General features: G+C 59.1%; 21 protein-coding genes and 1 tRNA gene. 18 read left to right on the forward strand and 4 right to left on the reverse strand.

Annotated elements, in window-relative coordinates; genetic code table 11:
* The first annotated feature begins 222 nt into the window (after positions 1–222).
* From atpD to ACKXF9_RS13210, 3 genes are all read left to right on the forward strand, one after another.
* Entirely contained in the window at positions 223–1,635 is a 1,413-nt protein-coding gene (atpD, locus tag ACKXF9_RS13200) for a F0F1 ATP synthase subunit beta (protein ID WP_348582981.1), read from the forward strand.
* On the forward strand, positions 1,635–2,042 hold the full coding sequence (gene atpC / locus ACKXF9_RS13205; RefSeq protein ID WP_249237160.1) for an ATP synthase F1 subunit epsilon: 408 nt from the start codon (positions 1,635–1,637) through the stop codon (positions 2,040–2,042). Before atpD ends, atpC begins: the two co-directional genes overlap by 1 nt.
* Before the next feature lie 172 nt (positions 2,043–2,214).
* On the forward strand, positions 2,215–3,063 hold the full coding sequence (locus tag ACKXF9_RS13210) for a sugar phosphate isomerase/epimerase family protein (protein ID WP_097776480.1): 849 nt from the start codon (positions 2,215–2,217) through the stop codon (positions 3,061–3,063).
* A 162-nt stretch (positions 3,064–3,225) separates the two neighbouring features.
* Here ACKXF9_RS13210 and ACKXF9_RS13215 read toward each other — a convergent pair whose 3' ends face one another.
* From ACKXF9_RS13215 to ACKXF9_RS13225, 3 genes are read right to left on the reverse strand one after another with little or no spacing between them, the layout of a single operon-like run.
* Positions 3,226–4,038, reverse strand: a complete 813-nt coding sequence (locus ACKXF9_RS13215; RefSeq protein ID WP_418266498.1) for a hypothetical protein — start codon at positions 4,036–4,038, stop codon at positions 3,226–3,228.
* Positions 4,032–4,733, reverse strand: coding sequence for an ABC transporter ATP-binding protein (locus ACKXF9_RS13220; RefSeq protein WP_120120290.1), 702 nt, complete (start codon positions 4,731–4,733; stop codon positions 4,032–4,034). Before ACKXF9_RS13220 ends, ACKXF9_RS13215 begins: the two co-directional genes overlap by 7 nt.
* Positions 4,726–5,103: a GntR family transcriptional regulator gene (locus ACKXF9_RS13225; protein ID WP_120020920.1), complete on the reverse strand. Its 378-nt coding sequence runs from the start codon at positions 5,101–5,103 to the stop codon at positions 4,726–4,728. Before ACKXF9_RS13225 ends, ACKXF9_RS13220 begins: the two co-directional genes overlap by 8 nt.
* 260 nt (positions 5,104–5,363) lie before the next feature.
* On the opposite strand from ACKXF9_RS13225, the gene fucO reads away from it, so the two are divergent.
* The 3 genes from fucO (at position 5,364) to ACKXF9_RS13240 (ending at position 9,259) form a co-directional block, all read left to right on the forward strand.
* The gene (gene fucO / locus ACKXF9_RS13230; RefSeq protein ID WP_097781577.1) at positions 5,364–6,512 is read left to right on the forward strand and encodes a lactaldehyde reductase; all 1,149 of its coding nucleotides are present in this window, start codon (positions 5,364–5,366) and stop codon (positions 6,510–6,512) included.
* A 237-nt stretch (positions 6,513–6,749) separates the two neighbouring features.
* Positions 6,750–8,057, forward strand: coding sequence for a putative ABC transporter permease (locus ACKXF9_RS13235; protein WP_418266499.1), 1,308 nt, complete (start codon positions 6,750–6,752; stop codon positions 8,055–8,057).
* A 239-nt stretch (positions 8,058–8,296) separates the two neighbouring features.
* Complete coding sequence (locus ACKXF9_RS13240; protein ID WP_418266500.1) at positions 8,297–9,259, forward strand: calcium/sodium antiporter; 963 nt, start codon at positions 8,297–8,299, stop codon at positions 9,257–9,259.
* Between the two features lie 83 nt (positions 9,260–9,342).
* Here the strand turns inward: ACKXF9_RS13240 and hisS are convergent, their stop codons facing one another.
* A complete protein-coding gene (hisS, locus tag ACKXF9_RS13245) occupies positions 9,343–10,584 on the reverse strand; it encodes a histidine--tRNA ligase (protein WP_249237154.1) in 1,242 nt (413 codons plus the stop codon).
* Between the two features lie 308 nt (positions 10,585–10,892).
* Between hisS and ACKXF9_RS13250 the strand changes: the two genes are divergently transcribed.
* The 12 genes from ACKXF9_RS13250 (at position 10,893) to ACKXF9_RS13305 (ending at position 24,264) form a co-directional block, all read left to right on the forward strand.
* A complete protein-coding gene (locus ACKXF9_RS13250; protein WP_418266501.1) occupies positions 10,893–12,110 on the forward strand; it encodes an MFS transporter in 1,218 nt (405 codons plus the stop codon).
* A 296-nt stretch (positions 12,111–12,406) separates the two neighbouring features.
* Positions 12,407–13,108 carry an iron-sulfur cluster assembly scaffold protein gene (locus ACKXF9_RS13255; RefSeq protein ID WP_339395882.1) on the forward strand — a complete coding sequence of 234 codons (702 nt, stop codon included), beginning with the start codon at positions 12,407–12,409 and terminating at the stop codon, positions 13,106–13,108.
* A 17-nt stretch (positions 13,109–13,125) separates the two neighbouring features.
* Entirely contained in the window at positions 13,126–14,124 is a 999-nt protein-coding gene (locus tag ACKXF9_RS13260) for a GGGtGRT protein (RefSeq protein ID WP_005935035.1), read from the forward strand.
* A 110-nt stretch (positions 14,125–14,234) separates the two neighbouring features.
* Entirely contained in the window at positions 14,235–16,151 is a 1,917-nt protein-coding gene (locus ACKXF9_RS13265; protein WP_418266502.1) for a flavocytochrome c, read from the forward strand.
* A complete protein-coding gene (locus ACKXF9_RS13270; protein ID WP_418266503.1) occupies positions 16,148–16,546 on the forward strand; it encodes a NusG domain II-containing protein in 399 nt (132 codons plus the stop codon). Before ACKXF9_RS13265 ends, ACKXF9_RS13270 begins: the two co-directional genes overlap by 4 nt.
* Positions 16,547–16,826: 280 nt before the next feature.
* On the forward strand, positions 16,827–18,602 hold the full coding sequence (locus ACKXF9_RS13275; RefSeq protein WP_339395885.1) for an HlyD family efflux transporter periplasmic adaptor subunit: 1,776 nt from the start codon (positions 16,827–16,829) through the stop codon (positions 18,600–18,602).
* Between the two features lie 14 nt (positions 18,603–18,616).
* Positions 18,617–19,366, forward strand: a complete 750-nt coding sequence (locus tag ACKXF9_RS13280) for an ABC transporter ATP-binding protein (protein WP_418266504.1) — start codon at positions 18,617–18,619, stop codon at positions 19,364–19,366.
* Positions 19,363–20,568 (forward strand): ABC transporter permease, encoded by a 1,206-nt coding sequence (locus ACKXF9_RS13285; RefSeq protein ID WP_418266505.1) that lies wholly within the window; start codon positions 19,363–19,365, stop codon positions 20,566–20,568. The genes ACKXF9_RS13280 and ACKXF9_RS13285 overlap by 4 nt, the downstream gene beginning before the upstream one ends.
* Positions 20,569–20,726: 158 nt before the next feature.
* A complete protein-coding gene (locus tag ACKXF9_RS13290) occupies positions 20,727–22,829 on the forward strand; it encodes an S-layer homology domain-containing protein (RefSeq protein WP_418266506.1) in 2,103 nt (700 codons plus the stop codon).
* The gene (locus ACKXF9_RS13295) at positions 22,829–23,608 is read left to right on the forward strand and encodes a ComF family protein (RefSeq protein WP_339395888.1); all 780 of its coding nucleotides are present in this window, start codon (positions 22,829–22,831) and stop codon (positions 23,606–23,608) included. The genes ACKXF9_RS13290 and ACKXF9_RS13295 overlap by 1 nt, the downstream gene beginning before the upstream one ends.
* Positions 23,609–23,691: 83 nt before the next feature.
* Positions 23,692–23,769: transfer RNA gene (locus tag ACKXF9_RS13300), tRNA-Pro, on the forward strand.
* A 243-nt stretch (positions 23,770–24,012) separates the two neighbouring features.
* Positions 24,013–24,264 (forward strand): DUF6061 family protein, encoded by a 252-nt coding sequence (locus ACKXF9_RS13305; RefSeq protein ID WP_418266507.1) that lies wholly within the window; start codon positions 24,013–24,015, stop codon positions 24,262–24,264.
* Positions 24,265–24,347: the final 83 nt, after the last annotated feature.

Genomic DNA, 24,347 nt, shown 5'->3' on the forward strand with positions numbered 1-24,347 from the left:
ACCTGCCCTTCCGGACGGCTTTGCGCAAAGGGAAAGCCTTTGGCAGACCCGGAGTTCTTGCGTGGACTGCCAAGGTCTCCCACTTTGAGGAAAGACTCTCCCCGGCCGGGGAGAGATGTCGCAATAGCGACAGAGTGGGGAATGTGGCAGCGCGCAGGCGCTGACGGAGAGGGCAAGGATGCTAACGTGTTTGCAATATACAGATTATAAGAGGCAATCCAAATGATACAGGGAACTATTATTCGCGTAGCCGGCCCTGTGGTGGACGTGCAGTTCACCGCAGGCAAGCTGCCTGCCCTGCAGGAAGCGCTTACCGTGACCGCCGAGGGCACCGAGCGCACGATGGAAGTGACACAGCATGTCAACGAGACTACTGTGCGCTGCATCATGCTTTCCGCCAGCGAGGGTCTGGGCAAGGGCATGACCGTGCAGGCCACCGGCCACGGCCTGACCGCACCGGTGGGTGAAGCCACGCTGGGCCGCATGTTCGACCCGCTGGGCAGACCCATCGACGGCAAGGGCTCTGTGGATGATGTGCCGCATTGGCCCATCCACCGCAAGGCCCCCGGCTTTGCAGAGCAGAAGCCCGCGACCGAGATCCTGGAAACTGGCATCAAGGTCATCGACCTGCTGGCCCCCTATGCAAAGGGCGGCAAGATCGGTCTGTTCGGCGGTGCAGGCGTCGGCAAGACCGTGCTGATCCAGGAACTGATCCACAACGTGGCCACCGAGCACGGCGGCTACTCCATCTTCACCGGCGTCGGCGAGCGCTCCCGCGAGGGCTGCGACCTTTGGGGCGAGATGAACGAATCCGGTGTTCTGAGCAAGACCGCACTGGTCTTTGGTCAGATGAATGAGCCCCCAGGAGCACGTATGCGTGTTGCTGAGACCGGCCTGACCATGGCAGAGTACTTCCGTGAGGAGACTCACAAGGACGTGCTGCTGTTCATTGATAACATCTTCCGTTTCGTGCAGGCAGGCTCCGAGGTGTCCGCTCTGATGGGCCGTATGCCTTCTGCTGTGGGCTACCAGCCCACTCTGGCCAACGAGCTGGGCGCTCTGCAGGAGCGCATCACCTCCACCAAGGAAGGCTCCATCACCTCTGTGCAGGCCGTCTACGTCCCCGCCGACGACCTGACCGACCCGGCCCCCGCCACCACCTTTGCACATCTGGACGCCACCACCGTGCTGTCCCGTAAGATCGTGGAGCAGGGCATTTACCCGGCCGTGGACCCGCTGGCATCTACCTCCCGCATTCTGGAAGCAGATATCGTGGGCGAGGAGCACTACCGCGTGGCCCGCAAGGTGCAGTCCATTCTGCAGCGCTATCAGGAGCTGCAGGACATCATTGCCATTCTGGGCATGGATGAGCTGGACGAGAACGACAAGCTCACCGTTGCCCGCGCCCGCAAGCTGCAGAAGTTCCTCTCCCAGCCCTTTGCTGTGGCCGAGAACTTTACCGGCCTGAAGGGCAAGTATGTGCCGCTGCAGGATACCGTGCGCGGCTTTGCCGCCATTGTGGACGGCGAGGCCGATGATCTGCCGGAGTGGGCTTTCTTCAACGTTGGTACGCTGGAAGATGCCCGCCAGAAGGCAGCGGAAAAGCTGGCTGAGGAAAAGGGCGGTGCCGTCTGATGAACAAGTTCATGCTGAGCATCACTGCGTCCAGCGGTGAGTACTATCAGGGCGATTGCGAAGACCTTGTGCTGCCCATCAGCGATGGCGTGTACGGCATACAGGCCGGACACAGCCCGGTGCTGGTGGCCATCCACATGGGCATCCTGCACTTTGAGGTGAACGGTGAAAGCCAGGACATCCTGGTAGGCGACGGCATTGCCGAGGTGACGCCTGCCTACGTGATGGTGCTGGTGGACAGCGCCGAGCGTCCGGAGGATATCGACAAGAACCGTGCCGAGGCTGCCCGCATCCGTGCCGAGGAGCGTTTGCAGCATCAGCAGAGCATGCATGAATATTATCAGAGCAAGATCGCGCTCGACCGTGCGATGCAGCGCCTGCAGGCCGCTGCAAAGTACCGGCGCTGAGAAAGAGCCGCATCTGTTGGGACCAGATCTGAAAAAAGAGCATCATTTGTATCCGTTGAGGGTGCAAAGTGATGCTCTTTTTTTGTTTCAGGCTGTTCCATGGAACGCAGCTTTCGTGTATAATAAGGTCAATGCAACCCCGCGTGTTGTGCGGGAAAGGAGGAGGTTTTCCATGATCCAATTCGGCCTGCGTCTGCATGACGCGGAAAAGCTGCCCGTTGAACAGGTGCTGCCGCTGGTGCGCCAGAAAGGCTTTACCTGCGCCCATGTGGCCCTGAGCAAATCCTTCAAGGAGCTGCCCTGCACCCCCAGCGCCCTGACCCCCGGCTATGCGCTGTACCTGCGGCATCTGTTTGAGAAAAACGGCATCGACATTGCCGTGCTGGGCAACTATCTCAATCTGGCTCACCCGGATGCGGATGCCCTGCACGCCATTCAGGAAAAATACTATGCTCATATCCGCTTTGCAAGCCTGCTGGGCTGCGGAATGGTGGGCACCGAGACCGGTGCGCCCAACGCGGAGTACAAATTCTGTCCGGAGTGCCGCAGCGACGAAGCCCTTGCTACTTTTATCCGGAACTTCAAGCCGGTGGTGCGCTGTGCCGAGCAGTACGGCGTGACCATTGCCATTGAGCCGGTGGTCAAGCACATCGTGTACGATGCCAGACGCGCCCGCACCGTGCTGGACGAGATCGGCAGCCCGAATCTGCAGATCCTGTTCGACCCCGTCAACCTGCTGAACATGGAAAATGTGGACCGCCGCGAGGAAGTGTTCGCCGAGGCCATCGAGCTTCTGGGCAAGGACATTGCCATGATCCACTTCAAGGATTTCCTGCGCAAGGATGCGGGCGGCCAGCTGGCTGCTACGGGTGCAGGGCAGGGAGGCATGGAGGACTACCGCACCATCCTGCGGTTTGCAAAGCAGGAAAAGCCCTATATCTTTGCAACGCTGGAGAATACCACCCCGGAAAACGCGGTGGAATGCCTGAACTACCTGAAAAAGCAGTACGACGAGTGCTGAACACTCTATAACAAGAAAAACATCTGCAAACTTTGCCCGGAATGGGGCAGCTTGCAGATGTTTTTTTGTATCAGATGAAGTTTATGGTTCGGCCTTTTACAAATTGCAATTAAGAAATAGTTCCGCTGAAAATGTCCAGAGCGAAAGCGGAGGACATTAAAATCATTCCAGATCCAGCTTGTGCTCCATCAGCCAGCGGGTCAGCAGAAAGTACCCTGCGGCAAAGGCAATGCTGACCGCCAGCCCGAACAGGGTGGTGAAAGCACTGGGCGCAGCGATGGAAACATCCACACCGCCAAGGGTGGAATAGGAAACAGCCTGCAGCATGTCGGCACTGCTGACACCGGAGCTCAGCCAGTTCTGCAGGAAGGACAGCAGGAAAAATGCCAGAATACCGGCCGGTACCATGTGCTTTTTGAACTGGTGGCCGATCATGCAAGCGGCATAGATGCACAGGATGCTGGACACCAGTGCCACCAGCCCGTTCAGCGTTTCAAAGATCAGCCAGAGCCACCCGGAGCTGCCGGTCATGCGGAAGATCTCTCGGAAGATCTCTACCACTTTCTGCCACAGCTCCGGCAGCTGCTGCAGGGCCGCGCTGTTCAGAGACAGAGCCAGCAGCATCACCGCAAAGGAGAAGATACCCACGATGCTGCTGCAAAGCATCCACACCACGCTGGAGATCAGCTTGGAAAGGATGAGCTGGCTTTCCGTCACCGGCAGGGTGTGCATCAGGTAGCCTTCGCGGCCCAGCAGATTGCGGGTGAAGCGGGTCACAATGGTCATCACGGACACCACTGCCACCGCAACGGCTACGACCATGTAGGCGAACAGCAGCAGAGATGCAAAGTTGTCTCCGGAAGAGCTGCGCAGGGAAAAGCCGCTCAGCACTGCCAGCGCAACAAGGGCCAGATACAGCCCGCCGTAGGTGCGGCCGGTGGCCTTGAATTCATATTTTAACAGCTGTTTCAGCATTTGAATACCTCCCGGAAATATGCATCCACGCTCATGCCCTCGGTCTCGCGCAGCTCTTCGGCATTGCGGTGGGCGAACACCCGGCCATCCTTCAAAAAGACGGCTTCGTCCAGAATGGGCTCGATATCGCCGATGAGGTGGGTGGATAGAATGACGGTCGCATCCCGGCTGTAGTTGTTCAGGATGGTGCTCAGGATGTAGTCCCGGGCGGCAGGGTCCACGCCGCCAATGGGCTCATCCAGCAGGTAGAGCTTTGCGGCGCGGCTCATGGCCAGGATCAGCTGCACCTTTTCCTTGCTGCCCTTGGACAGGGTTTTGAGCCGCGCCTTCGGTTCCAGTTCCAGCCGGGCCAGCATTTCGTTCGCCTTGGCGGGGTCAAAATCGGCATAGAATTCGCGGAACATTTCCACCAGCTGCTCCACACGCATCCAGTCCGGCAGCCAGTCGGCGTCCGGCAGATAGGACACGATGGCTTTGGTGTCCGGCCCGGGGGTCATGCCGGCGATCCGGATGCTGCCTGCACTGGGCTGCAGCAGACCGTTCGCCAGCTTGATGAGGGTGGTCTTGCCGCTGCCGTTGGGGCCAAGCAGCCCCACGATGCGGCCAAAGCCGATGTGCAGGTCTACATTTTCCAGTGCGGTCTTATCCTTTTGATAGCACTTGGTCAGTGCTTCACAGCTCAAAAGCTCACTCATTGCGGTCCTCCTTTGCGTCCCAGTGTTCCAAAAGCGCGGCCGCCTGTGCGGGACTGTAGCCGATGCCGCGCATCTTTTCCAGAAAATCCGACGCCAGCGTCCGGGCGGTGTCGGCACGAAGCTGTTCGATCAATGCAGTGTCCTCCGTAACATAGCGGCCTGCGGTGCGTTCGGTGTGCACCAGACCTTCCGTCTCCAGCTGGGCAAGGGCCCGCTGCATCGTGTTTGGGTTCACCCCGGCGGCTGCGGCCAGATCCCGTACCGAATCCAGATGCCCGCCCGGCGGGTAGGTGCCGGCCAGGATCCGGGCCTTGAGCCGTTCCACAAGCTGGGCATAGATCGGGCGGCTGGCATCAAACTGTTCGCCCATGATATCATCTCCTTGTCTTGCTGTATTAAGCGCTTGATACAATAATACACGATTTGCGCTGCTTGTCAAGGGGAAAAAGAAAAAACATTATAAAACTGCGGTAAATTGGAAAAAGTACCCATAAAACACTGCACATAGATAAAAAATTACAATAAATTCAAACAATTTCACATTGCAAAGCTTTTGACAATGTGCTATTCTGAAAAACAGAGAGCTCCGCCCGAAAAGCGGCGGAAAAGAGATTTGGAGGAAAAATAACTATGGCTGACCGCATCGTTCTGAATACCATCTCCTACCATGGCCACGGTGCCATTGAGAACATCGTTCCCGAACTGACCGCCCGCGGCTACAAGAAGGCATTCGTCTGCTCCGACCCCGACCTGATCAAGTTCGGCGTCACCAAGAAGGTCACCGATCTGCTGGATGCTGCAAACTTTGCCTACGCTGTTTACAGCGAGATCAAGCCCAACCCCACCATCGCCAACGTGCAGGACGGCGTGGCCGCTTTCAAGGCCGCCGAGGCTGACTGCATCGTGACCATCGGCGGCGGCTCCTCCATGGATACCGCAAAGGCCATCGGCATCATCATCAATAACCCCGAGTTTGCGGATGTCCGCTCTCTGGAAGGTGTTGCTCCCACCAAGAAGCACGCGGTGTTCACCATCGCTGTTCCCACCACCGCCGGCACTGCTGCCGAGGTCACCATCAACTACGTCATCACCGATGTGGAGAAGAAGCGCAAGTTCGTCTGCGTGGATACCAACGATATCCCCGAGATCGCTGTGGTTGACCCCGATATGATGTCCTCCATGCCCAAGGGCCTGACCGCCGCCACCGGCATGGACGCTCTGACCCACGCCATCGAGGGCTACATCACCAAGGGCCACTGCGTCATCTCCGATATGTTCCATCTGGAAGCCATCAAGCTCATCAGCCAGAGCCTGCGCGGCGCAGTGCAGAACACCCCGGAAGGCCGCGAGGGCATGGCTCTGGGCCAGTACATCGCCGGCATGGGCTTCTCCAACGTGGGTCTGGGCATCGTCCACTCCATGGCACACGGCCTGTCCGCTCTGTATGACACCCCGCACGGTGTGGCCTGCGCCATCCTGCTGCCGGTGGGTCTGGAGTACAACAAGAGCGTCGCCGGTGAGCGCTACCGCGCAGTCGGCAAGGCCATGGGCGTTGTGGGCATCGACGAGATGAACGATGTGGAAGCCGCTGACGCCACCATCGCCGCCGTCAAGCAGCTGAGCGCAGACGTGGGCATCCCCGCAAATCTGCACGGCATCCTGAAGGAAGAGGATATCCAGTTCCTCGCCGAGTCCGCATTTGCAGACGCCTGCCGTCCCGGCAACCCCCGCGACACCAGTGTGGAGGAGATCGTGGAGCTGTATAAGAGCCAGCTGTGATTCCGCTCTGTAAATTCAAACTGTAATTTTGGGCCCTGCTGTCCTTCGGGATGGCAGGGCCTTTTTCTAAGATGTATCTGAAAACAAAGCAACAGGCTGGATCTTCGTCTTTTCAGAGATGCCCGGAGAGCCTGCCGCGTCGCAGAGTGACAAAATTTCTGCACGGCTCTTGTACACAGCGCCCAAAACGGGTACAATCAATGCAGTAAGAAAAAAACTGGAAGCGAAAGGAACCTTATGACGCTGAACTTCTATACTTTGAGTGTTATTTATCTTGTATATTCCTTTCTGGGCTGGGTGGCGGAGACGGTAGTCGCGACCATCCGGGGCGGAAGGTTTGCCAACCGCGGTGCGGCGGCAGGCCCGTTCTGCTTTATCTACGGTACCACCGGCGTGCTGCTGGCCGTGAGTTTCGGCGACCTGCGCACTGAGCCGGTCTACCTGTTCTTTGCCTGCATGATGGCGGCAACGGTGATGGAATGGATCACCGCCAAGCTGTTGGAACGCCTGCACCGCCGCAAGTGGTGGGACTATTCCGGCAAAAAATTCAATCTGAACGGCTATGTGTGCCTGCAGTATTCGCTGCTGTGGGGTGCACTGGGCACGGCAAGTGTGCTGTGGGGCAATGATGTGCTGCTGCGGCTGTGTGCGCATATCCCGGTCTGGCTGCTGCGTCCGGCAGTATGGGTCTCGCTGACGGTGGCGGTGCTGGACCAGATCGGTTCGGCGGTGCTGGTGCAGCAGTATGCGGCCCGGCACCCGGTGCTGGAGCAGCTCAATCAGAGACTGGGGGAGCGGTCGGATACGCTGCGCCGCAGGATCGCGCTTTACATTGAAAAACGCATCCAGCACGCCTACCCGGCTGCGGCCCGGCAGGAGCAGACTGCGCTCCGGAAGGGGGAAAAGAACTTCCTCAGCGTGTCCGACCTGCTGTGGCTGTTCGTGATCGGCGCGTTTCTGGGCGACATGGTGGAGACGGTGTTCTGCCGCGTGACCGCCGGGGTCTGGATGAGCCGCTCCAGTCTGGTCTGGGGGCCGTTCAGCGTGGTGTGGGGTCTGGCGCTGGTGCTGGCAACGGTGCTGCTGCGTCAGGAAAAGGACCGGAGCGACCGCTACCTGTTCGCCTTCGGCACCGTCATGGGCGGTGTGTACGAATACGTGTGCAGCGCCGTCACCGAGCTGCTGTTCGGCACCGTGTTCTGGGACTACAGCAAGTTCAAGTTCAATCTGGGCGGGCGCATCAACCTGCTGTACTGCTTTTTCTGGGGCATTGCGGCGGTGATATGGATGCGCTACGGCTATCCGCTGGTGCTCAGAGGCATGGAGAAGGTGCGCAGCCGCGTCCGCCCATGGATGACCGTCCTGCTGGCAGTGTTCATGGCGGTGAACATGCTCACCAGTGCGCTGGCGCTGGCCCGGTACGATGCCCGCACCAGCGGTGAAGGCCCCAAAAACAGCATCGATACGCTGCTGGACGACCATTTTGATGACGTCCGTATGGAGCGCATCTATCCCAACGCGAAGAAAGTGGCCAAGGCTGGATGAAATTTCAACGTTCCTCTTGCACTTTGGTGCAAAAATCGGTATAATACTTTCCGGATAAAAGGGAGTAGAGGGCGCACGTTCGCAAAACGATGCGCCGTGCTGCAGCGGCATCCCCGCAGAAATGCCCGCTGCGGTGCCGGATGCTTGAGACTTTTATTACGCTTTCCCGTTTCTGGGCAGGCTGTAATAGAGGTCTCTTTTTTATGGCTGCTCTGCCGGAAACAAAAGGAGAAAAAACTATGCTTATCCCTGTTTTGCTGTTCATCGTGGGCCTGCTGTGCCTCATCAAGGGCGGTGACTGGTTTGTGGATGGTGCCACGGGCATTGCCCGCCGCTTCCATGTGCCGGAGCTGCTCATCGGTGCTACGGTGGTGTCCATTGGCACCACCCTGCCGGAGGTCATGGTCTCCACCACCTCGGCCTTCACCGGCCACGGCGAGATCGCCTATGGCAATGCCATCGGCTCGATCATCTGTAATGCATCCCTCATTGCGGCTATCACCATTGCGGTGAAGCCGGGCAAGGTAGACCCCAAGAGCCTGCGCACGCCGGTGCTGTTCTTCTTTGCGGCAGCAGCCTTTTACGCGGGCGTGGCCTATACCACCGGCTACTACTCCCGCCCGGTGGGCCTTGTGCTGCTGGCCGTGTTCGCGGCCTACATCGTCTGCAACGTGATGGCGATGAAGAACGCCCCCGCCCCGGAAGAAGCGGAGGAGACCGATGAAAATGGGTCCCTTGCCAGGGAGCTGGGTCTGCTGGCCGTGGGCGCGGTGCTCATTGCCGTGGGCGCGAACCTGCTGGTGGATAACGGCACCCTGATCGCGCAGGCACTGGGCGTGCCGGAGTCGGTGATTGCGCTCACCTTTGTGGCGCTGGGCACCTCGCTGCCGGAGCTGGTAACGGCCATCACCTCGCTGGCCAAGGGCCACGGTGCGCTGTCTCTGGGCAATGTCATCGGCGCGAACGTGTTCAATCTGGTGCTGGTGAGCGGCGTTTCCGCAGTGGTGGCACCCTTTACCATCCCGCAGAACTCCATGCTGTTCGGACACAACGCTTCGCTGGTGCTGGAGTTCCCGGTGATGTTTGCCGTGATGCTGCTGCTGACGGTGCCGGCCCTCATCAAAGGCAGGCTCAGCCGCCCGCAGGGCATCGCTCTGCTGTGCATCTACGCGGCCTTCTGCGTGGTACAGTTCACCATCTAAGCATACAAGACGCAAGCAAAACGCAAAAAAGTCCCGGTGCAGTTCGGTTTTACTGCACCGGGACTTTTTACGCTTCAGAAGAATTACTGCTGTGCAAAGATCTTGATCTCATCCTTATCCATAAAGGCGGCACCCACAAAACCGGCGGCTTCCAGCTGGCCCAGCTGTTTGCCCAGCTTCTTGCCCTGAGGCAGAACGGTCACGTTGTAGCTGTCACGCAGGGAAGCGGCCTTTGCCAGCACGGCAGGGAAATCGGCATCCTTCGTGTACAGCAGGACGATCTTCTGCTTGGCACCGGGGATCTGATAGCCCTGCTCCAGCAGGATGCCGCACACCCGCTCAAAACCGATGGAAAAGCCCACGGCAGGTACCTGCGTGCCAAGGAACTTGCCCACCATGTTGTCGTAGCGGCCGCCGCCTGCAACGGCACCGCTGAACTGCGGGCAGGTGATCTCGAACACCATGCCGGTGTAGTAGCCCTGACCGCGCACCAGACTGGGGCAGTAGGCTACCTGATAGCGGCCTGCAGCCATGGCGTTTGCGGTGGCCAGAACATACTTGAGGTCGTCGGCGATGGCCGGATCTGCGCAGCGGGCCGCTACGGCGTCCAGCGTTACCTCACCGGCGGCGATGAAATCGGCCAGAGCCTGAATGGCGGCTTCCGGCAGCTGCTTCTCGGTCAGCTCAGCCTTGACGCCCTCGGCACCGATCTTGTCCATCTTATCGAAGGTGATGCAGACGGAATCCAGCGTATCTGCGGCAAAGCCCATGCTTTCCAGCATGCCGCGCAGGATGCGGCGGTCGTTGATGTTGACGGTGAAGCCGGTAAAGCCGATGTTCAGCAGAGCGCGGGTGGTCACGTCGATCAGCTCCACCTCGGCGTTGGGGGAAGAATCGCCCAGAATGTCGATGTCGCACTGCACGAACTCCCGCAGACGGCCCTTCTGGGGACGCTCGGCGCGGAAGACGCGGTCGGTCTGGATCACCTTGAAGGGGCTGGGCAGCTTATCCTTGTTGGCGGCATAGTAGCGGCTCAAAGGCAGGGTCAGGTCATAGCGCAGGCCCATGTCGGACAGCTGCTTGGGATCGCCGGTGTTCAGGGCAGCGGTGAGCTTATCGCCGCGCTTGAGCACCTTGAAGATCAGGTTCAGGTTGTCGCCGCCGTCGGATTTGTCCAGATTTTCCATATCCTCCAGCATGGGGGTGGAAATGCGCTCGAAGCCGGACGCACGGTAGGTCTCCAGAATTTTGCCCTGAATGTAATCGCGCAGGGTCTGCTCTGCGGGCAGCAGGTCGCGCATGCCCTTCAATGCCTGTGTTTTCATAACTGCAATTCCTCTCTATAGCCTGCTCGCCCTCTCAGGCCGCTCCGCGTCCAGCTCTCCCAAAGGGAGAGCCCTTGGCAAAACCGTAAACTTTGTGTGGACTGCCAAAGCCTCCCACTTTGAGGAAAGACTCTCCCCGGTTGGGGAGAGATGTCGCAATAGCGACAGAGTGGAGAATGTGGCATCGCGTAGCGATGACGGAGAGGGCGAGGCCGTTTTATTTTTACATTATTCATTATAAAGGAATCTGCCGTTTTGTCAATTGAAATGGGCACACTGTAAAGGAAAAACCATTCGGAGGGCAGGCAATGAAACAGCAATTTGCAGCAAAACACCCGTGGACCATCCTTGCGGCGGGCGCAGCCATTCAGGTGCTCACGGGCATCCCGGCGGCGTGGGGCGTATTTCAACAGCCGGTGATGGAGGAGTACGGCCTGAGCGAGCAGGGGGCGGGCTATGCCTTTGGCATCCTCATTGCGGCGTTCGGCGTAGGGTGTGTCATCGGCGGCTTTCTGCAGGACAGCCGCGGCCCGCGGTGTGCGGCTCTGTGGGGAACAGCACTGCTGTGCGGCGGATTTTTTGCGGCGGCCATGCTGCCGGGCGGCAGTGCAGGCAGCTTTTTTCTGGCATTCAGCATCCCGGCAGGGCTGGGCACGGCGTTTCTGTACCCGTCCATCCAGTCCTGTGCACAGAAGTGGTATGCCGGACGCAAGGGCCTTGCCACCGGTGTCATCGGCGGGGCGGTGGGTCTTTCCGGTGCGTTCCTCACCGTATTCGTGCGCACGGCGGTCAGGGGCTTTGGAATCGTGCAGGGCATCCGGGGTGCGTTCTGGGCACTGGGAGCCGTCACGCTGCCCATCTGCCTTGTGGGCAGCCTGCTCTTGCAGGACCCGCCGCAGGACGCCGAAAAACAGCAGAAAAACGACAGAAATGCCATTGACCTCTCGCCATGGCAGATGCTGCGCACACGGCAGTACTGGCTGTGTGCAGGGGCCGTGTGCTTTTCCACCCCGGCGGTGCTGCTGTTCAGCCCCATCATCCTAAAGCTGGGCGTGGAGCGGGGGCTGGACGAGAACGCTGCTCTGTGGAGCGTGGTGCTGGGCAGCGTGGGCAGTGCGGCGGGCCGCCTGCTGATGCCCATGCTCAGCGACCGCATCGGCCGCAGGCCCACGGACATGCTGCTGTTTGCGGTGTCGCTGGGGCTTTCAGCGGGATTTGCGTTTGCGCAGGGCTGGTGGGTGGTGGCCTGCTATGCGGGGCTCACCTTCTGCTACTCCGGCCTTGCGGCGGTGCTGCCTGCTCTCTCCACGGACCTGTTCGGCTTCCCCCACGCAGGGGTGAACTACGGTTTTCTGGCGCTGGGGCAGAGCGTGGGAAGTCTGGCATTTCCGGCTGCGGCAAATCTGTGGGGGCTGGAAGCCGGGCGGCACTGGCTGGCTGTGGGCGGTGCGGCGGCAGGTTTTGCTGCCATGTGGGCGCTGAAATTTGCCGGACAGCAGTCCCGCAGGCAGGACACAGGAGCGTGAAATTTGTCTCCTTGACAAAGTTGACAAAAAATTGACGAATGAAATGACAAAAGCATCTGAATTGACGGTTAGCAGCAGACAACCGCAAATAGTTTTGATGTTTTTCCCGGAAATGTATTGCAAAATCCGTCCGCTTTCTCTATAATAAAATCATGCGTGGTAGTACCGGTGCAGGCGCTGAAAGAGAGCAGCGTGCCCGGTTCGGATGCAAGCAGTACAGAGCAGCGGCTGTGCCGGCAGGGCGCGGCGACGGTTTTGTGCTACAAAGCGACATTTGTCAAAAGGAGAGTATGATTATGACCTATTCGCAGCAAGTACAGAATATGTGCCCGATCACCAAAGGTCCTAAGCATGGTCCGGCTCCCATCCCCGAAGAGGGCGCATGGGTCAAGGCCTATGAGATCAAGGACATCAGCGGCTACACCCACGGTGTGGGCTGGTGTGCACCTCAGCAGGGTACCTGCAAGCTGTCTCTGAACATCAAGAACGGCGTCATCGAAGAGGCTCTGGTGGAGACCATCGGCTGCTCCGGCATGACCCACTCTGCTGCTATGGCAGGCGAGATCCTGCCCGGCAAGACCATTCTGGAAGCTCTGAACACCGACCTGGTGTGCGACGCCATCAACGTTGCAATGCGTGAGCTGTTCCTGCAGATCGTCTACGGCCGCAGCCAGACCGCTTTCTCTGAGGATGGTCTGCCCATCGGCGCAGGTCTGGACGACCTGGGCAAGGGCCTGCGCTCCATGACCGGCACCATCTTCTCCACCAAGGAGAAGGGCGTCCGCTATCTGGAGCTGACCGAGGGCTACATCAACAAGCTGGCTGTGGATGCCAACGGTGAGGTCATCGGCTATCAGTTCGTCAAGCTGGGCAAGATGATGGAGGATATCCGTCACGGCAAGACCCCCAACGAGGCTTACGAGAAGAACGTGGGTACTTACGGCCGCTTCAGCGCAGATCAGGGTGCTGTGAAGTACATTGACCCGCGTGAGGAATAAGAGAGGAGGAACAACTCATGGCAACTTTTGAATCTATGGATCGCCGCATGCCGAAAATCGAGGCATGCCTGAAGGCTAACGGCCTGGAGTCTCTGGACGCTTGCAACGAGATGCTCCTCGCTAAGGGCATCGACTGCGACAAGATCGTGCGCGGCGTTCAGCCCATCTGCTTTGATAACGCTGTCTGGGCATACACCCTGGGCACCGCTATTGCCGTCAAGCGCGGCCTGACCGATGCTGCCGAGTGCGCTGCTGCCATCGGCGAAGGTCTGGAAGCTTTCACCATCCCCGGTTCTGTCGCTGAGCAGCGTCAGGTCGGTCTGGGCCACGGCAATCTGGGCGCTCGTCTGCTGAGCGAGGACACCACCTGCTTCGCTTTCCTGGCAGGCCACGAGTCCTTTGCAGCTGCTGAGGGTGCTATCGGCATCGCCCGCACCGCAAATAAGGTCCGCAAGACCCCCCTGCGCGTCATCCTGAACGGCCTGGGCAAGGATGCAGCTTACATCATTTCCCGTATCAACGGCTTCACCTATGTTCAGACTGAGTACGACATCCCCACTCAGACCCTGACCGTCGTCAAGGAGATCCCCTTCTCCGAGGGCGAGCGCGCAGCCGTCAAGTGCTATGGTGCAAACGACGTTATGGAAGGCGTTGCCATCATGAAGAAGGAGGACGTTCAGTGCTCCATCACCGGCAACTCCACCAACCCCGTCCGCTTCCAGCATCTGGTTGCCGGCACCTACAAGAAGTGGGCCATCGAGAACGGCAAGAAGTACTTCTCTGTCGCTTCCGGCGGCGGCACGGGCCGTACCCTGCATCCCGATAACGTGGCTGCAGGCCCCGCAAGCTACGGCCTGACCGACTCTCTGGGTCGTGTGCACGGCGATGCTCAGTTTGCAGGTTCTTCTTCTGTGCCTGCACACGTTGAGATGATGGGCCTGATCGGCATGGGCAACAACCCGATGGTTGGTGCTACCGTTGCATGCGCTGTTGCTGCAGCTCAGGCTAACGCCTAAGTTTTTCCTAAGTTTCAGCGAGGGGAAACTGCTTTCCGAATGAGCAGTTTCCCCTTTTTTGCTGATAGATGTCCGAACACAAGCAACCCGAATATGAGAAGGAAGAAACAATGAAAAAGAATCAGATCCGCAAGAGCGTGGCTGCGCTGGCTATGGCGGCTGTTGTGGGCGTCAGCCTGCTGGGCTACGGCTGCGGCAGCAAGTCTGCTTCCACCGCAGGCGGCGTGTCCGGCGATTTCACCGGCACTGCCAAGGGCATGGGCGGCGACGTTACCGTTACCCTGACGCTGGAAGACGGCAAGATCACCGGCTGCACCGCTGAGGGCAAGGATGAGACCCCCGGCATCGGTACGCTGGCACTGGAGCAGCTGCCCGCTCAGATCGCTGAGACCGGCAGCATCGCCGTGGACGGCGTGTCCACCGCGACCATCACCTCCAACGCCATCAAGGAGGCAGCAGCCGCTGCCCTGACTGCCGCCGGCCTGAACGCCGATGACTATAAGATCGAGGTTAAGGCCGACGAGACCAAGGCCGAGGATTCCACCATTGACGCTGACGTTGTCATCGTGGGTGCAGGCGGCGCAGGCATGACCGCTGCCATCACCGCTGCTGCCGAGGGCAAGAGCGTTGTGATCGTGGAGAGCCAGCCCATGGTGGGCGGCAACTCTGTGCGCGCTACCGGCGGCATGAACGCCGGCAAGACCGTGTATCAGGATGAGAACGAGTTCGGCGAGTCTGCCGGTGTCGAAAAGACCCTGAAGACCGCTGCTGAAAAGTACGCTGACAACGAGACCATCACCGCTCTGGCAAAGACCGTCTCCGAGCAGTGGGCAGAGTACCAGAAGAACCCCACCGGCTACTTCGACTCTGTTGAGCTGATGGAGCTGGATACCATGGTCGGCGGCAAGGGCATCAACGACCCCGCTCTGGTGGAGACCCTGTGCGCTAACAGCGCTGACGCCATCGACTGGCTGGACGAGCACGGCATCACCCTGCACAGCGTTTCCAGCTTTGGCGGCGCATCCGTCAAGCGCATCCATCGCCCTGTGGACGCAGAGGGCAAGACCCTTTCCGTCGGTTCCTACATGATCCCCCTGCTGGAGGAAAACTGTGAGAAGGCTGGCGTTCAGATCCTGCTGAACACCACCGCCAACGAGATCCTGACCGATGCGAGCGGCGCTGCTGTGGGCATCAAGGCCACCGGTTCTACCGGCGAGACCGTCACTGTGAACGCCAAGGCTGTGGTGCTGACCACCGGTGGCTTCGGCGCAAATCTGGACATGGTTGTCGAGTACAAGCCTGAGCTGAAGGGCTTCATGACCACCAATGCTGCCGGCGCTCAGGGCCAGGGCATTGAGATGGCCACCGCCATCGGTGCCGGCACTGTGGATATGGACCAGATCCAGATCCACCCCACCGTTGAGGCCAACACCGCTGCCCTGATCACCGAGGGTCTGCGCGGCGACGGCGCTGTGCTGATCAACGCCGAGGGCAAGCGCTTCATCGACGAAGTGGGCACCCGTGACGTGGTCTCTGCTGCTGAGATCGCTCAGACCGGCAGCTACAGCTGGCTGGTGGTCGATCAGGCCATGGTAGATGCTTCCAGCGTCATTCAGGGCTACATCAAGAAGGGCTATACCGTGACCGGCGAGACCTACGAGGAGCTGGGCAAGGCAATGGGCGTTGATGAGGCTGCATTTGCCGAGACCATGAAGACCTGGAACGGCTATGTTGAGGCCAAGAACGACCCCGACTTTGGCCGCACCAGCTTTGCAAACAAGCTGGATACCGCTCCGTACTACGCCATCAAGGTCACCGCTGGCGTGCACCACACCATGGGCGGCCTGACCATCAACACCAACACTGAGGTGCTGAAGGCTGACGGTACCGTTATCCCCGGCCTGTTCGCAGCAGGTGAGGTGACTGGCGGCGTTCACGGCGCAAACCGTCTGGGCGGCAATGCTGTTGCAGACTTCACCGTGTTTGGCCGCATTGCAGGTAAGGCTGCCAGCGATTACGCTGCATGAGCAACCGCAAAACGGCTGAAACAGCTTCCGGTTCCAGAAAACGGAAGCCGTGGAGGAAGAACCTGATCTTTGCACTGGTGGTCCTTGTGCTGGCGGCAGCGCTGTATTTCGGCGTGCGCGCAGCCCACAGCGGCAAAGGCGGTGGTCTGCAGGCAGTCGTCGATTTCGGCGACGGCATCACCGAGACCCTGCCGCTGGATACGGATCACGATTACCTGTATGATGTGGGCGATTATGTCGTGCATTTGCAGGTGAAAGACGGTGCAGTCGCATTTTTGGACAGTCAGTGCCCGGACCATGTGTGCGAGGAATTCGGCTGGCTGGACAAGGATGGCGCATGGGCTGCCTGCATCCCTGCCGGGGTGTATGTGGTCGTAGAGAACACCGCAGAATAAAGATCATGCTCAAAAAGGGGCAGTGCTTCGGGAGACCGGGGCGCTGCCTCTTTTGCTTTGTACAGGATGCAGGAGGAAAAAGGGTGTGAAAGTTCCATAAAAGTTTGGCGCAAAACCTCAAAACAAAATTTAGACGCTTGTGTATTGGGCGAAAATGCGATAAACTAACAATGTCACCCTTTTGTACAGTGCAGAAGGGAAAAGACAGAACGGACAGAAATTACAGGGCGCCCTGCATAAGGCAGAGGTGCTCTGAAAGATACAGGAGGAAACAGCAAGCATGATCTTTAAAAAGAAGCAGGATGCTGCGGCACAGCAGGCGGCTGCCGGTGAGGCAAGACCCGCAGGAAAAGACAAAGTGGCTGCATTTTTTCGCAAAAACTGGAAGTGGATGGTGCCGGTGGCGTGTGTGGCCGTGCTGGGCGGATGGTTCATCCTGCGTCCGGACAGGGCACAGGACGCCAATGTGGATGTGAATTATGTGCAGACCACGCCGGAAAAGCGGGATCTGTCCAACTCCCTCAGCGGCACCGGTACGCTGAACCCGGCCAATACATACAATGTCAAATCGCTGGTGGCAGGCAAGGTGCTCACCAGCACCATTGAGGAAGGCGACATTGTGGAGGAAGGCACTGTGCTGTACACGGTGGATGCCTCCGATGCCACCACCAAGGCCGAGCAGGCCTCCATCACCCTGCAGCAGGCACAGCGCAGCTACGATAAGACCGTGGACCGCCAGTATGTGCGTGCCGAGGTGGCAGGCGTTGTGGCTACATTGAAGGTGGCCAAGGGTGACGAAGTGACCAGCGGCCAGGAAGTGGCTGTCATCCGCGACAGCTCCAAGATGGTGCTGCATCTGGAGTTCCCTGCGGCAGACGCCGCCGCATTCTCGGTGGGCCAGAGCGCTGAGGTGACGCTGGACGGCACCTTTGAGACCCTGACCGGCACCGTGACCGCTGTGACCGGCACGGATACGCTGAGTACCGGCAACCTGCTCACCCGCACCGTGACCATCACCGTGCGCAATGCAGGCGGCCTGACCACGGCTCAGGCGGCAACGGCCACCATCAACGGTGTCAGCTGCATTGCAGCCAAATGCTTTGAATATCAGGCAGAGCGCACCCTGACCACCCTTGCAGCCGGTACGGTCACTGCCATCAATGTGCAGGAGGGCGGTGCCGTGAACAAGGACGACATCGTGCTGCAGATCAGCGGTGAGGACCTGACCGAAGCGATCCAGTCCGCTGCGGAGACCCTGCGCAGCGCAGAGCTGAACATGGATAACCTGCAGGAGGCCATGAACAACTACACCGTCACCTCGCCCATCAGCGGCACCATCATTGAGAAGAACGCCAAGGCCGGTGATGCACTGACCGCAGGTGCAGACCTGTGCACCATCTATGACCTGAGCTATCTGGTCATGGTCATCAATGTGGATGAGCTGCAGGTCAGCGATGTTTCGGTGGGCCAGAGCGTGCAGGTGACGGCAGATGCAGTGCCGGATAAGACCTACACCGGTACCGTGACCCGCGTTTCCATGAAGGGCTCTTCCAACGGCGGCACCACCACCTACCCGGTAACGGTGCGCATCGACGAGACCGAGGGCCTGCGCCCCGGCATGAATGCCAACGCGGAAATCGTGATTGCGGAGGCCAAAAACGCTTTGGCGGTGCCCAATGCGGCCATCGTGCGCGGCGGCTATGTGCTGGTGACCAAGGATTCGCCCAGCGCCGCCAATGCAGACCCCGATATGACCGCACCGGAAGGCTATGTGTACGTTCCGGTCAAGATCGGCGTGAGTGACGACGACTATACCCAGATCATCAGCGGCGTCACCGGCAACGACACCGTGGCCTATGACCCCAGCTCTGTGAGTACCGATTACTATTACGATGACGGCGGCTATGGTGATGCCATGGACAAAACTGAAGCTGACACAGAGAACGACACGGACACTGCAGACGGCAGCACAGCAGAGGAGCCGATGGAAGAATCTGCCGATGCGGGTGACACTGCAGACCCGGCAGATGCAAACGGCGTGATCATCACAGGCTGATACAGGAGGAATGCATGAGCGCTCTGATCGAGTTTGATGAGGTGTGCAAGTATTACCAGATGGGCGATACCACGGTAAAAGCAGCAGACCACATCACCATGAAAATCGAAAAAGGCGAGTTCGTAGCCATCGTCGGCCAGTCCGGCTCCGGCAAGTCCACCTGCATGAACATCATCGGCTGTCTGGACGTGCCGACCCATGGCACTTACCGGCTCAACGGCAGGGATGTGGGCAAGATGAGCCGCAACGAGCTGGCTGCGATCCGTAACGAAATGCTGGGCTTTATCTTCCAGCAGTATAATCTTTTGCCGAGGCTCAACCTGATGGAGAACGTGGAGGTGCCGCTGGTGTATGCGGGCATCGGCCGCACCGAGCGCCACGCCCGGGCCAAAGAGGTGCTGGAGCAGGTGGGCCTGGGTGATAAGCTCAGGAACCGCCCCAACCAGCTTTCCGGCGGTCAGCAGCAGCGTGTTTCCATTGCCCGGGCGCTGGTGCGGAACCCGGCGGTCATTCTGGCCGACGAGCCTACCGGCGCACTGGACAGTCACACCGGCCGCGAAGTGCTGGGAATGCTGCAGCAGATGCACGATGAGGGCCACACCGTGGTGCTCATCACCCATGATAATTCCATTGCGGTGCAGGCAGACCGCATCATCCGTCTGGAAGACGGGCGGGTGGTCTACGATGGCGACTCCCATGCGCCGGAGGCCATCGTGCAGCCCACACTGCTGCCGGATCTGCCGGATGAGGAGGAAAAAGCATGATCGTTGAGACCTTCCGTCAGGCTATCCAGAACGTGTGGAGCAATAAGCTGCGCACCTTTCTTACCATGCTGGGCATCATCATCGGTGTCATGGCAGTCATCGTTATCGTGGGTCTGGGCAACGGCATGACCAAGAGCATGCGCGACAGCTTTTCGGCACTGGGCACCAACACCCTTTCGGTGCAGGTGTGGGGCAACGGCTCCCGTACCGTTCCGGTGGAGGAAATGTACAAGCTGCCCACGAAGTACCCGGAGCTGATCCAGTCCATCTCGCCGCAGATCGATTTCAGCGGCAGCGGCACGCTGAAGATCGGCACCAACAGCTACCGCTGGTCCACCATCAGCGGCGTGGACGAGAACTATTCCGCTATGAAGAACTACCAGATCGCGCAGGGACGCGGTCTGCAGTACATGGACATCAAGGGCAACAAGCAGGTGTGCGTCATCGGCGATTATCTGAACCGCGTGGCCTTTGGCGGCAACGGCCTGGGCCAGACGCTCAAGATCGGAGCCAACAAGTTCCGCATCGTGGGCGTGCTGGCGGCAAAGGTGAGCGACCCGGACATGCAGCAGGGCAGCGATGACGACTGCGTTTATCTGCCCTATACCACAGCCATGCGCCTGTCCAGCCAGAGCATGGTGAGCAACTATGCCGCGGTCATGGAGGATGAGAACCGCGCCAACGAAGCAAAGTCTGCGGTGGAAAGCGAACTGCAGCATCAGCTTGGTTCGGATAACGGCTACTACGTCTACAGCGCCAGCGAGTGGCTGGAAGAAATGAACAAGATGATCAACATGGTCATCGTGATCCTGACTGGCATCGCCAGTATTTCGCTGCTGGTGGGCGGCATCGGCATCATGAACATCATGCTGGTGTCGGTGACTGAGCGCACCCGCGAGATCGGCATCCGCAAGGCGCTGGGCGCCAAGGAGCGCACCATTCTGTCGCAGTTCGTGGTGGAAGCAGCCACCACCTCGGCGCTGGGCGGCGTACTGGGCATTGCACTGGGCTACATCGTATCCATGGTGGCGAACCGGCTGCTGCCCATGTTCACCAGCGGCACCACGGTCACGGTCAGTCCGTCCTTCAACTCCGTCGCGGTGGCTTTCGGTATTTCGGTGGGCATCGGCGTGCTGTTCGGCTATCTGCCGGCAAAGCGTGCGGCCCGTCTCAATCCCATCGAGGCTCTGCGCTATGATTAAAAAGCCGTTTTCGTCCGCATGGCATACCGCCGCATCGACCCGGCGCACCCTGCTTGCGAAAAACAGCTTTTAAGCTCCTCTCAGCCGGCTTTGCGCCGGACTGCTTACGGCAGCTGCTTCAGAGCGGCAGCCAAACATCAAGGAAGGGGAATACACCTATGAAAAAACGTTTTCTCGCATGTCTGCTTGCAGCATGCATGGCTGTGTCCATGCTGGTACTGCCGGCATCGGCGGCCAGCCTGAACAACTCGGCCATCCAGACGGCCATCACGCTGGGCGCTATGGATACCAGCCAGACCGGCAGTCTGGATGCTGCCGTCACCCGCGGTGCATTTGCCAGGATGCTGGTCTCCTTTTCGGCCTACCGCGAAAGCGCAGCCCAGCAGGGCAACATCGGCACCCTGTATAAGGATGTGCCCGGCACCTCCCAGTGGGCACCTTATGTGCGCATTGCGGTGCAGCAGGGCTGGATGAACGGTTACACCGACGGCACCTTCCGTCCGGACAACGCAGTTACGCTGGAAGAGGCCTGCACGGCAGCGCTCAAGTTGCTGGGCTATAAAATGACCGAACTGAATGGCGTGTTCCCGATGGCGCAGCTGACCAAAGCACAGGAATTGGGTCTGCGCAACCAGCTGAACCGCAATCAGGGCGAGACCATGAACTATGGGGATTGTGCTCTGCTGCTGTATAACACCCTCACGGCAAACACAGCCGCCGGCGGCGCCTATGGCACCAGCCTGGGCTTTACGGTGGCGAACGGTCAGGTGGACACCTCTACCGTGATGCTCAAGAGCCTGAAGGGACCCTTTGTGGCAGCGGAAGGCACCCAGCTGCCGTTTGCACCGGTCAGTGTTTACCGCAACGATAAGGTCTCGGCTTCTGCCGAGCTGAACTGTTACGATGTGTATTATTACAGCGAAAGTCTGCAGACTGTATGGATCTACACCCGCAAAGCAGCAGGCCGCATCACTGCCGTTTCGCCCAGCGCCAGCGCACCCACGGCCGTTACCGTGGCAGGCGTCAGCTATCAGCTGGGCAGCACGGCAGTTGCCTCCAAGGTATCCAGCCTGAACGGCGGCGGTGTGGGCGAAGTGGTCACCCTGCTGCTGGGCATGAACAACGAAGCGGCAGACGTGATCACCGGTGCAGAAGCCGATGAGGTGTTCTACGGTGTGGTACAGGGCGCAGCCCGCAGCCTTGTGGAAGACAACGGCGCGGATGTGCTGCAGCGCGTGTCGGTCATGTGCACCGATGGCGTTCAGCGCACTGTGAATGTGGACAAAAGCCTGAACTATCCCACGGGCTGGCTGGTGGAGATCCGCGTAACGCCGGAAGGCGAGTCCGTGAGCGGCATCGAGAACAAGGTCGTTACCGGCAAGGTCAGTGCGGATGCGGCAACGCTGGGCAAGTACACTCTGGCAGACGATGTGCAGATTCTGGATACGACTTCGGAGGGTGTGGCTGGGACGATTCGTCCCAGCCGCCTAGCGGGGACAGACCTGAATCTTCTGAATGTCCGCTACTATACGCTGAATGAGAAAGGCGAGATCGACCGCCTGATCCTGAACGATGTCACCGGCGACCTGTGGACCTATGGCGTGCTGGACGACATCAAAAATGTTTCGGTCAATTCTTCCGAGCTGAAAACGCTGGCCACCATCCTTTCGACCGGTTCCAGCACCAGCACGGATACGCAGGATAAGATCGTGGGCGACCTGAAGGGTGTTCTGGTGCCCACCACCAGCGAGGTGCTGTGGGGCGTGATCAACGGCGACATCCTCTCCACCGTCTGGCAGAAGATTACGGCCAACACGGACAGCCTGCTCAGTCTGGGTCTGCGGCAGGTGGGCACCCTTGTAGGGGAACCCTATGCGTCGATCTTCCGTTACATTGGCGGCGGCGCCACCTATGTGTGCTATGTCAATGGTTCGCAGGTGGCGTTCACCACCAACGTCAAATATCCGGTGCTGGTGGGCGGTGTTGCAGCCCGCAAGGAGACCACCGGCAGCGTAAAGACGATGGTCCAGCTGATGCCCATGAAGATCGATCAGGTGGGCGCAGCATCGGTCATGAGCAACGGGAAACGGTTTGAGATGGCGGACGATGCACAGGTCTACCTGTGGTATAAGGGCCAGTATTACGCGACCAAGCTGACCGAAGTGAACTCGGACGACTACCATCTTACCGGCTGGTACGATAACTTTGGCTGTGCTGCGGGCAAGCGTGTGCGTGTCATCGTAGCTGTTAAGAAGGACTGATGGATTACTACAGCGTTCCGTGCCGCCTGCTGCGTGGGGCAAGACAGCTGGTGTATCCACGCCGCTGCCCGTTCTGCGATCAGGTGCTGGGCAGTGTGCCCACATGCCCGGACTGCGCCGCAGAACTGGAAGAACTGCGCAGGAAGCCGGGCATGCGGCTGGATGCTTCCCAGCATTATCTGGGCAGGCTGGCCGGTGCGGCGGCGCCCTTCCGGTATGAGGGCTGTGTACGGCGGGGTGTTTTGCACACCAAATATCATGCCGCACCGTGGGCAGCAGTGGAAATGGGCGTCTGGCTGGCAAAGCTGGCCTTTGGCAGTGAGGTGCGAATGTCGGGTGCAGAGCTGCTGCCGGAACTGGTGGAGGGCATGTCCCTTGGATATGACTGCATCGTTCCTGTGCCGGCATCCGGCACAGCCCGCGGCTACAATGTGCCGCAGCTCATGGCTTTGCCGCTGACACGGGCATTGGGCGTTCCGCTGTACCCGGAGGCACTGGGCCGCGCCCGTGCAAAACAGCATCAGGCTGGCCTGCCGTTTGAGCAGCGCATGGCCAATGTGGCGGGTGCGTTCCGCGTGACAGATCCGGACAGGATCGAAGGCCGGAAGGTGCTGCTGGTGGACGATGTGATCACCACCGGTGCTACGGCTGCGGCCTGTGCGCAGGCCCTGCTGGCGGCAGGTGCAGAAAGCGTGTTTGCAATTGCACTTGCCACCGTTGAATTTGAAGCGTTCCCCGCAAAAGATCAGCCGCTGCAGGAAAATAAACCGGATTTTTGAAAAAATCTGGCCGAAAAAGCTTGACAAAACACCCTGAATCAAGTATACTGATTGAGCTGTGAGCGATAACCGCTTACAGATATCCGGGTGTAGCGCAGTTTTGGTAGCGCGCTTGAATGGGGTTCAAGAGGCCGTGAGTTCGATTCTCGCCACTCGGACCAAACAAAAATAATCCGAACTTGTTTCCGATAGGAGATGGGTTCGGATTATTTGTTTTCTTCGGAAAATTAGCGTTTGCGAAGCAATGAAAGCCCCAGTGGGGCTTTTAAGCGACGGAACGGTCTGCGTTAGCAGATGGAGGGGCTTTGCCCCGACAAGTTCCATGCAGGTGTCCGTGGAAGATAAAATCCGAAATCATAGATTGACCGACATAAACCACAACATGATTTCAGGAGGACACGAACATGAAGTACGATGAAAGCGTTTGCAAGTTCAACATGGACACCGGCTGCGTGGAGCTGCTGTTCCGGGATGGGAGAAAAATTTCCATCGACTGCACCGGGGTCGAGGATGCGTTGGATGTGACCATAGCGCAGAGGGCAGAATTGGATTACCTCATCTATAATGACCCGCTTGGCTATGCCGATTTGATTCTGAATGGCGATCCGAAGGAATATTTGAAGAAAGTGGCCGGGAGCCATGGGTTAGAAGATTAAGAGAAATGCCGTTCCAAAAGCAACTGGAACGGCATTTCTTATCTTTCGATATTCGGCATCTTCTGTCCCCGAAGCTCCTGCCG

The sequence above is a fragment of the Faecalibacterium sp. 9 genome, from assembly GCF_048320955.1.
In the GTDB taxonomy this organism is placed as follows: domain Bacteria; phylum Bacillota; class Clostridia; order Oscillospirales; family Ruminococcaceae; genus Faecalibacterium; species Faecalibacterium wellingii.

Coding starts and splice junctions, on each gene's coding strand:
- ACKXF9_RS13210 (WP_097776480.1), top strand. CDS start 2,215: ATGATCCAATTCGGCCTGCGTCTGCATGACGCGGAAAAGCTGCCCGTT.
- ACKXF9_RS13280 (WP_418266504.1), top strand. CDS start 18,617: ATGAGCGCTCTGATCGAGTTTGATGAGGTGTGCAAGTATTACCAGATG.
- hisS (WP_249237154.1), bottom strand. CDS start 10,584: ATGAAAACACAGGCATTGAAGGGCATGCGCGACCTGCTGCCCGCAGAG.
- ACKXF9_RS13215 (WP_418266498.1), bottom strand. CDS start 4,038: ATGCTGAAACAGCTGTTAAAATATGAATTCAAGGCCACCGGCCGCACC.
- ACKXF9_RS13255 (WP_339395882.1), top strand. CDS start 12,407: ATGACCTATTCGCAGCAAGTACAGAATATGTGCCCGATCACCAAAGGT.
- ACKXF9_RS13235 (WP_418266499.1), top strand. CDS start 6,750: ATGACGCTGAACTTCTATACTTTGAGTGTTATTTATCTTGTATATTCC.
- ACKXF9_RS13290 (WP_418266506.1), top strand. CDS start 20,727: ATGAAAAAACGTTTTCTCGCATGTCTGCTTGCAGCATGCATGGCTGTG.
- ACKXF9_RS13285 (WP_418266505.1), top strand. CDS start 19,363: ATGATCGTTGAGACCTTCCGTCAGGCTATCCAGAACGTGTGGAGCAAT.
- ACKXF9_RS13220 (WP_120120290.1), bottom strand. CDS start 4,733: ATGAGTGAGCTTTTGAGCTGTGAAGCACTGACCAAGTGCTATCAAAAG.
- ACKXF9_RS13270 (WP_418266503.1), top strand. CDS start 16,148: ATGAGCAACCGCAAAACGGCTGAAACAGCTTCCGGTTCCAGAAAACGG.
- ACKXF9_RS13295 (WP_339395888.1), top strand. CDS start 22,829: ATGGATTACTACAGCGTTCCGTGCCGCCTGCTGCGTGGGGCAAGACAG.
- ACKXF9_RS13265 (WP_418266502.1), top strand. CDS start 14,235: ATGAAAAAGAATCAGATCCGCAAGAGCGTGGCTGCGCTGGCTATGGCG.
- ACKXF9_RS13225 (WP_120020920.1), bottom strand. CDS start 5,103: ATGGGCGAACAGTTTGATGCCAGCCGCCCGATCTATGCCCAGCTTGTG.
- ACKXF9_RS13260 (WP_005935035.1), top strand. CDS start 13,126: ATGGCAACTTTTGAATCTATGGATCGCCGCATGCCGAAAATCGAGGCA.
- ACKXF9_RS13305 (WP_418266507.1), top strand. CDS start 24,013: ATGAAGTACGATGAAAGCGTTTGCAAGTTCAACATGGACACCGGCTGC.
- atpD (WP_348582981.1), top strand. CDS start 223: ATGATACAGGGAACTATTATTCGCGTAGCCGGCCCTGTGGTGGACGTG.
- ACKXF9_RS13275 (WP_339395885.1), top strand. CDS start 16,827: ATGATCTTTAAAAAGAAGCAGGATGCTGCGGCACAGCAGGCGGCTGCC.
- atpC (WP_249237160.1), top strand. CDS start 1,635: ATGAACAAGTTCATGCTGAGCATCACTGCGTCCAGCGGTGAGTACTAT.
- fucO (WP_097781577.1), top strand. CDS start 5,364: ATGGCTGACCGCATCGTTCTGAATACCATCTCCTACCATGGCCACGGT.
- ACKXF9_RS13250 (WP_418266501.1), top strand. CDS start 10,893: ATGAAACAGCAATTTGCAGCAAAACACCCGTGGACCATCCTTGCGGCG.
- ACKXF9_RS13240 (WP_418266500.1), top strand. CDS start 8,297: ATGCTTATCCCTGTTTTGCTGTTCATCGTGGGCCTGCTGTGCCTCATC.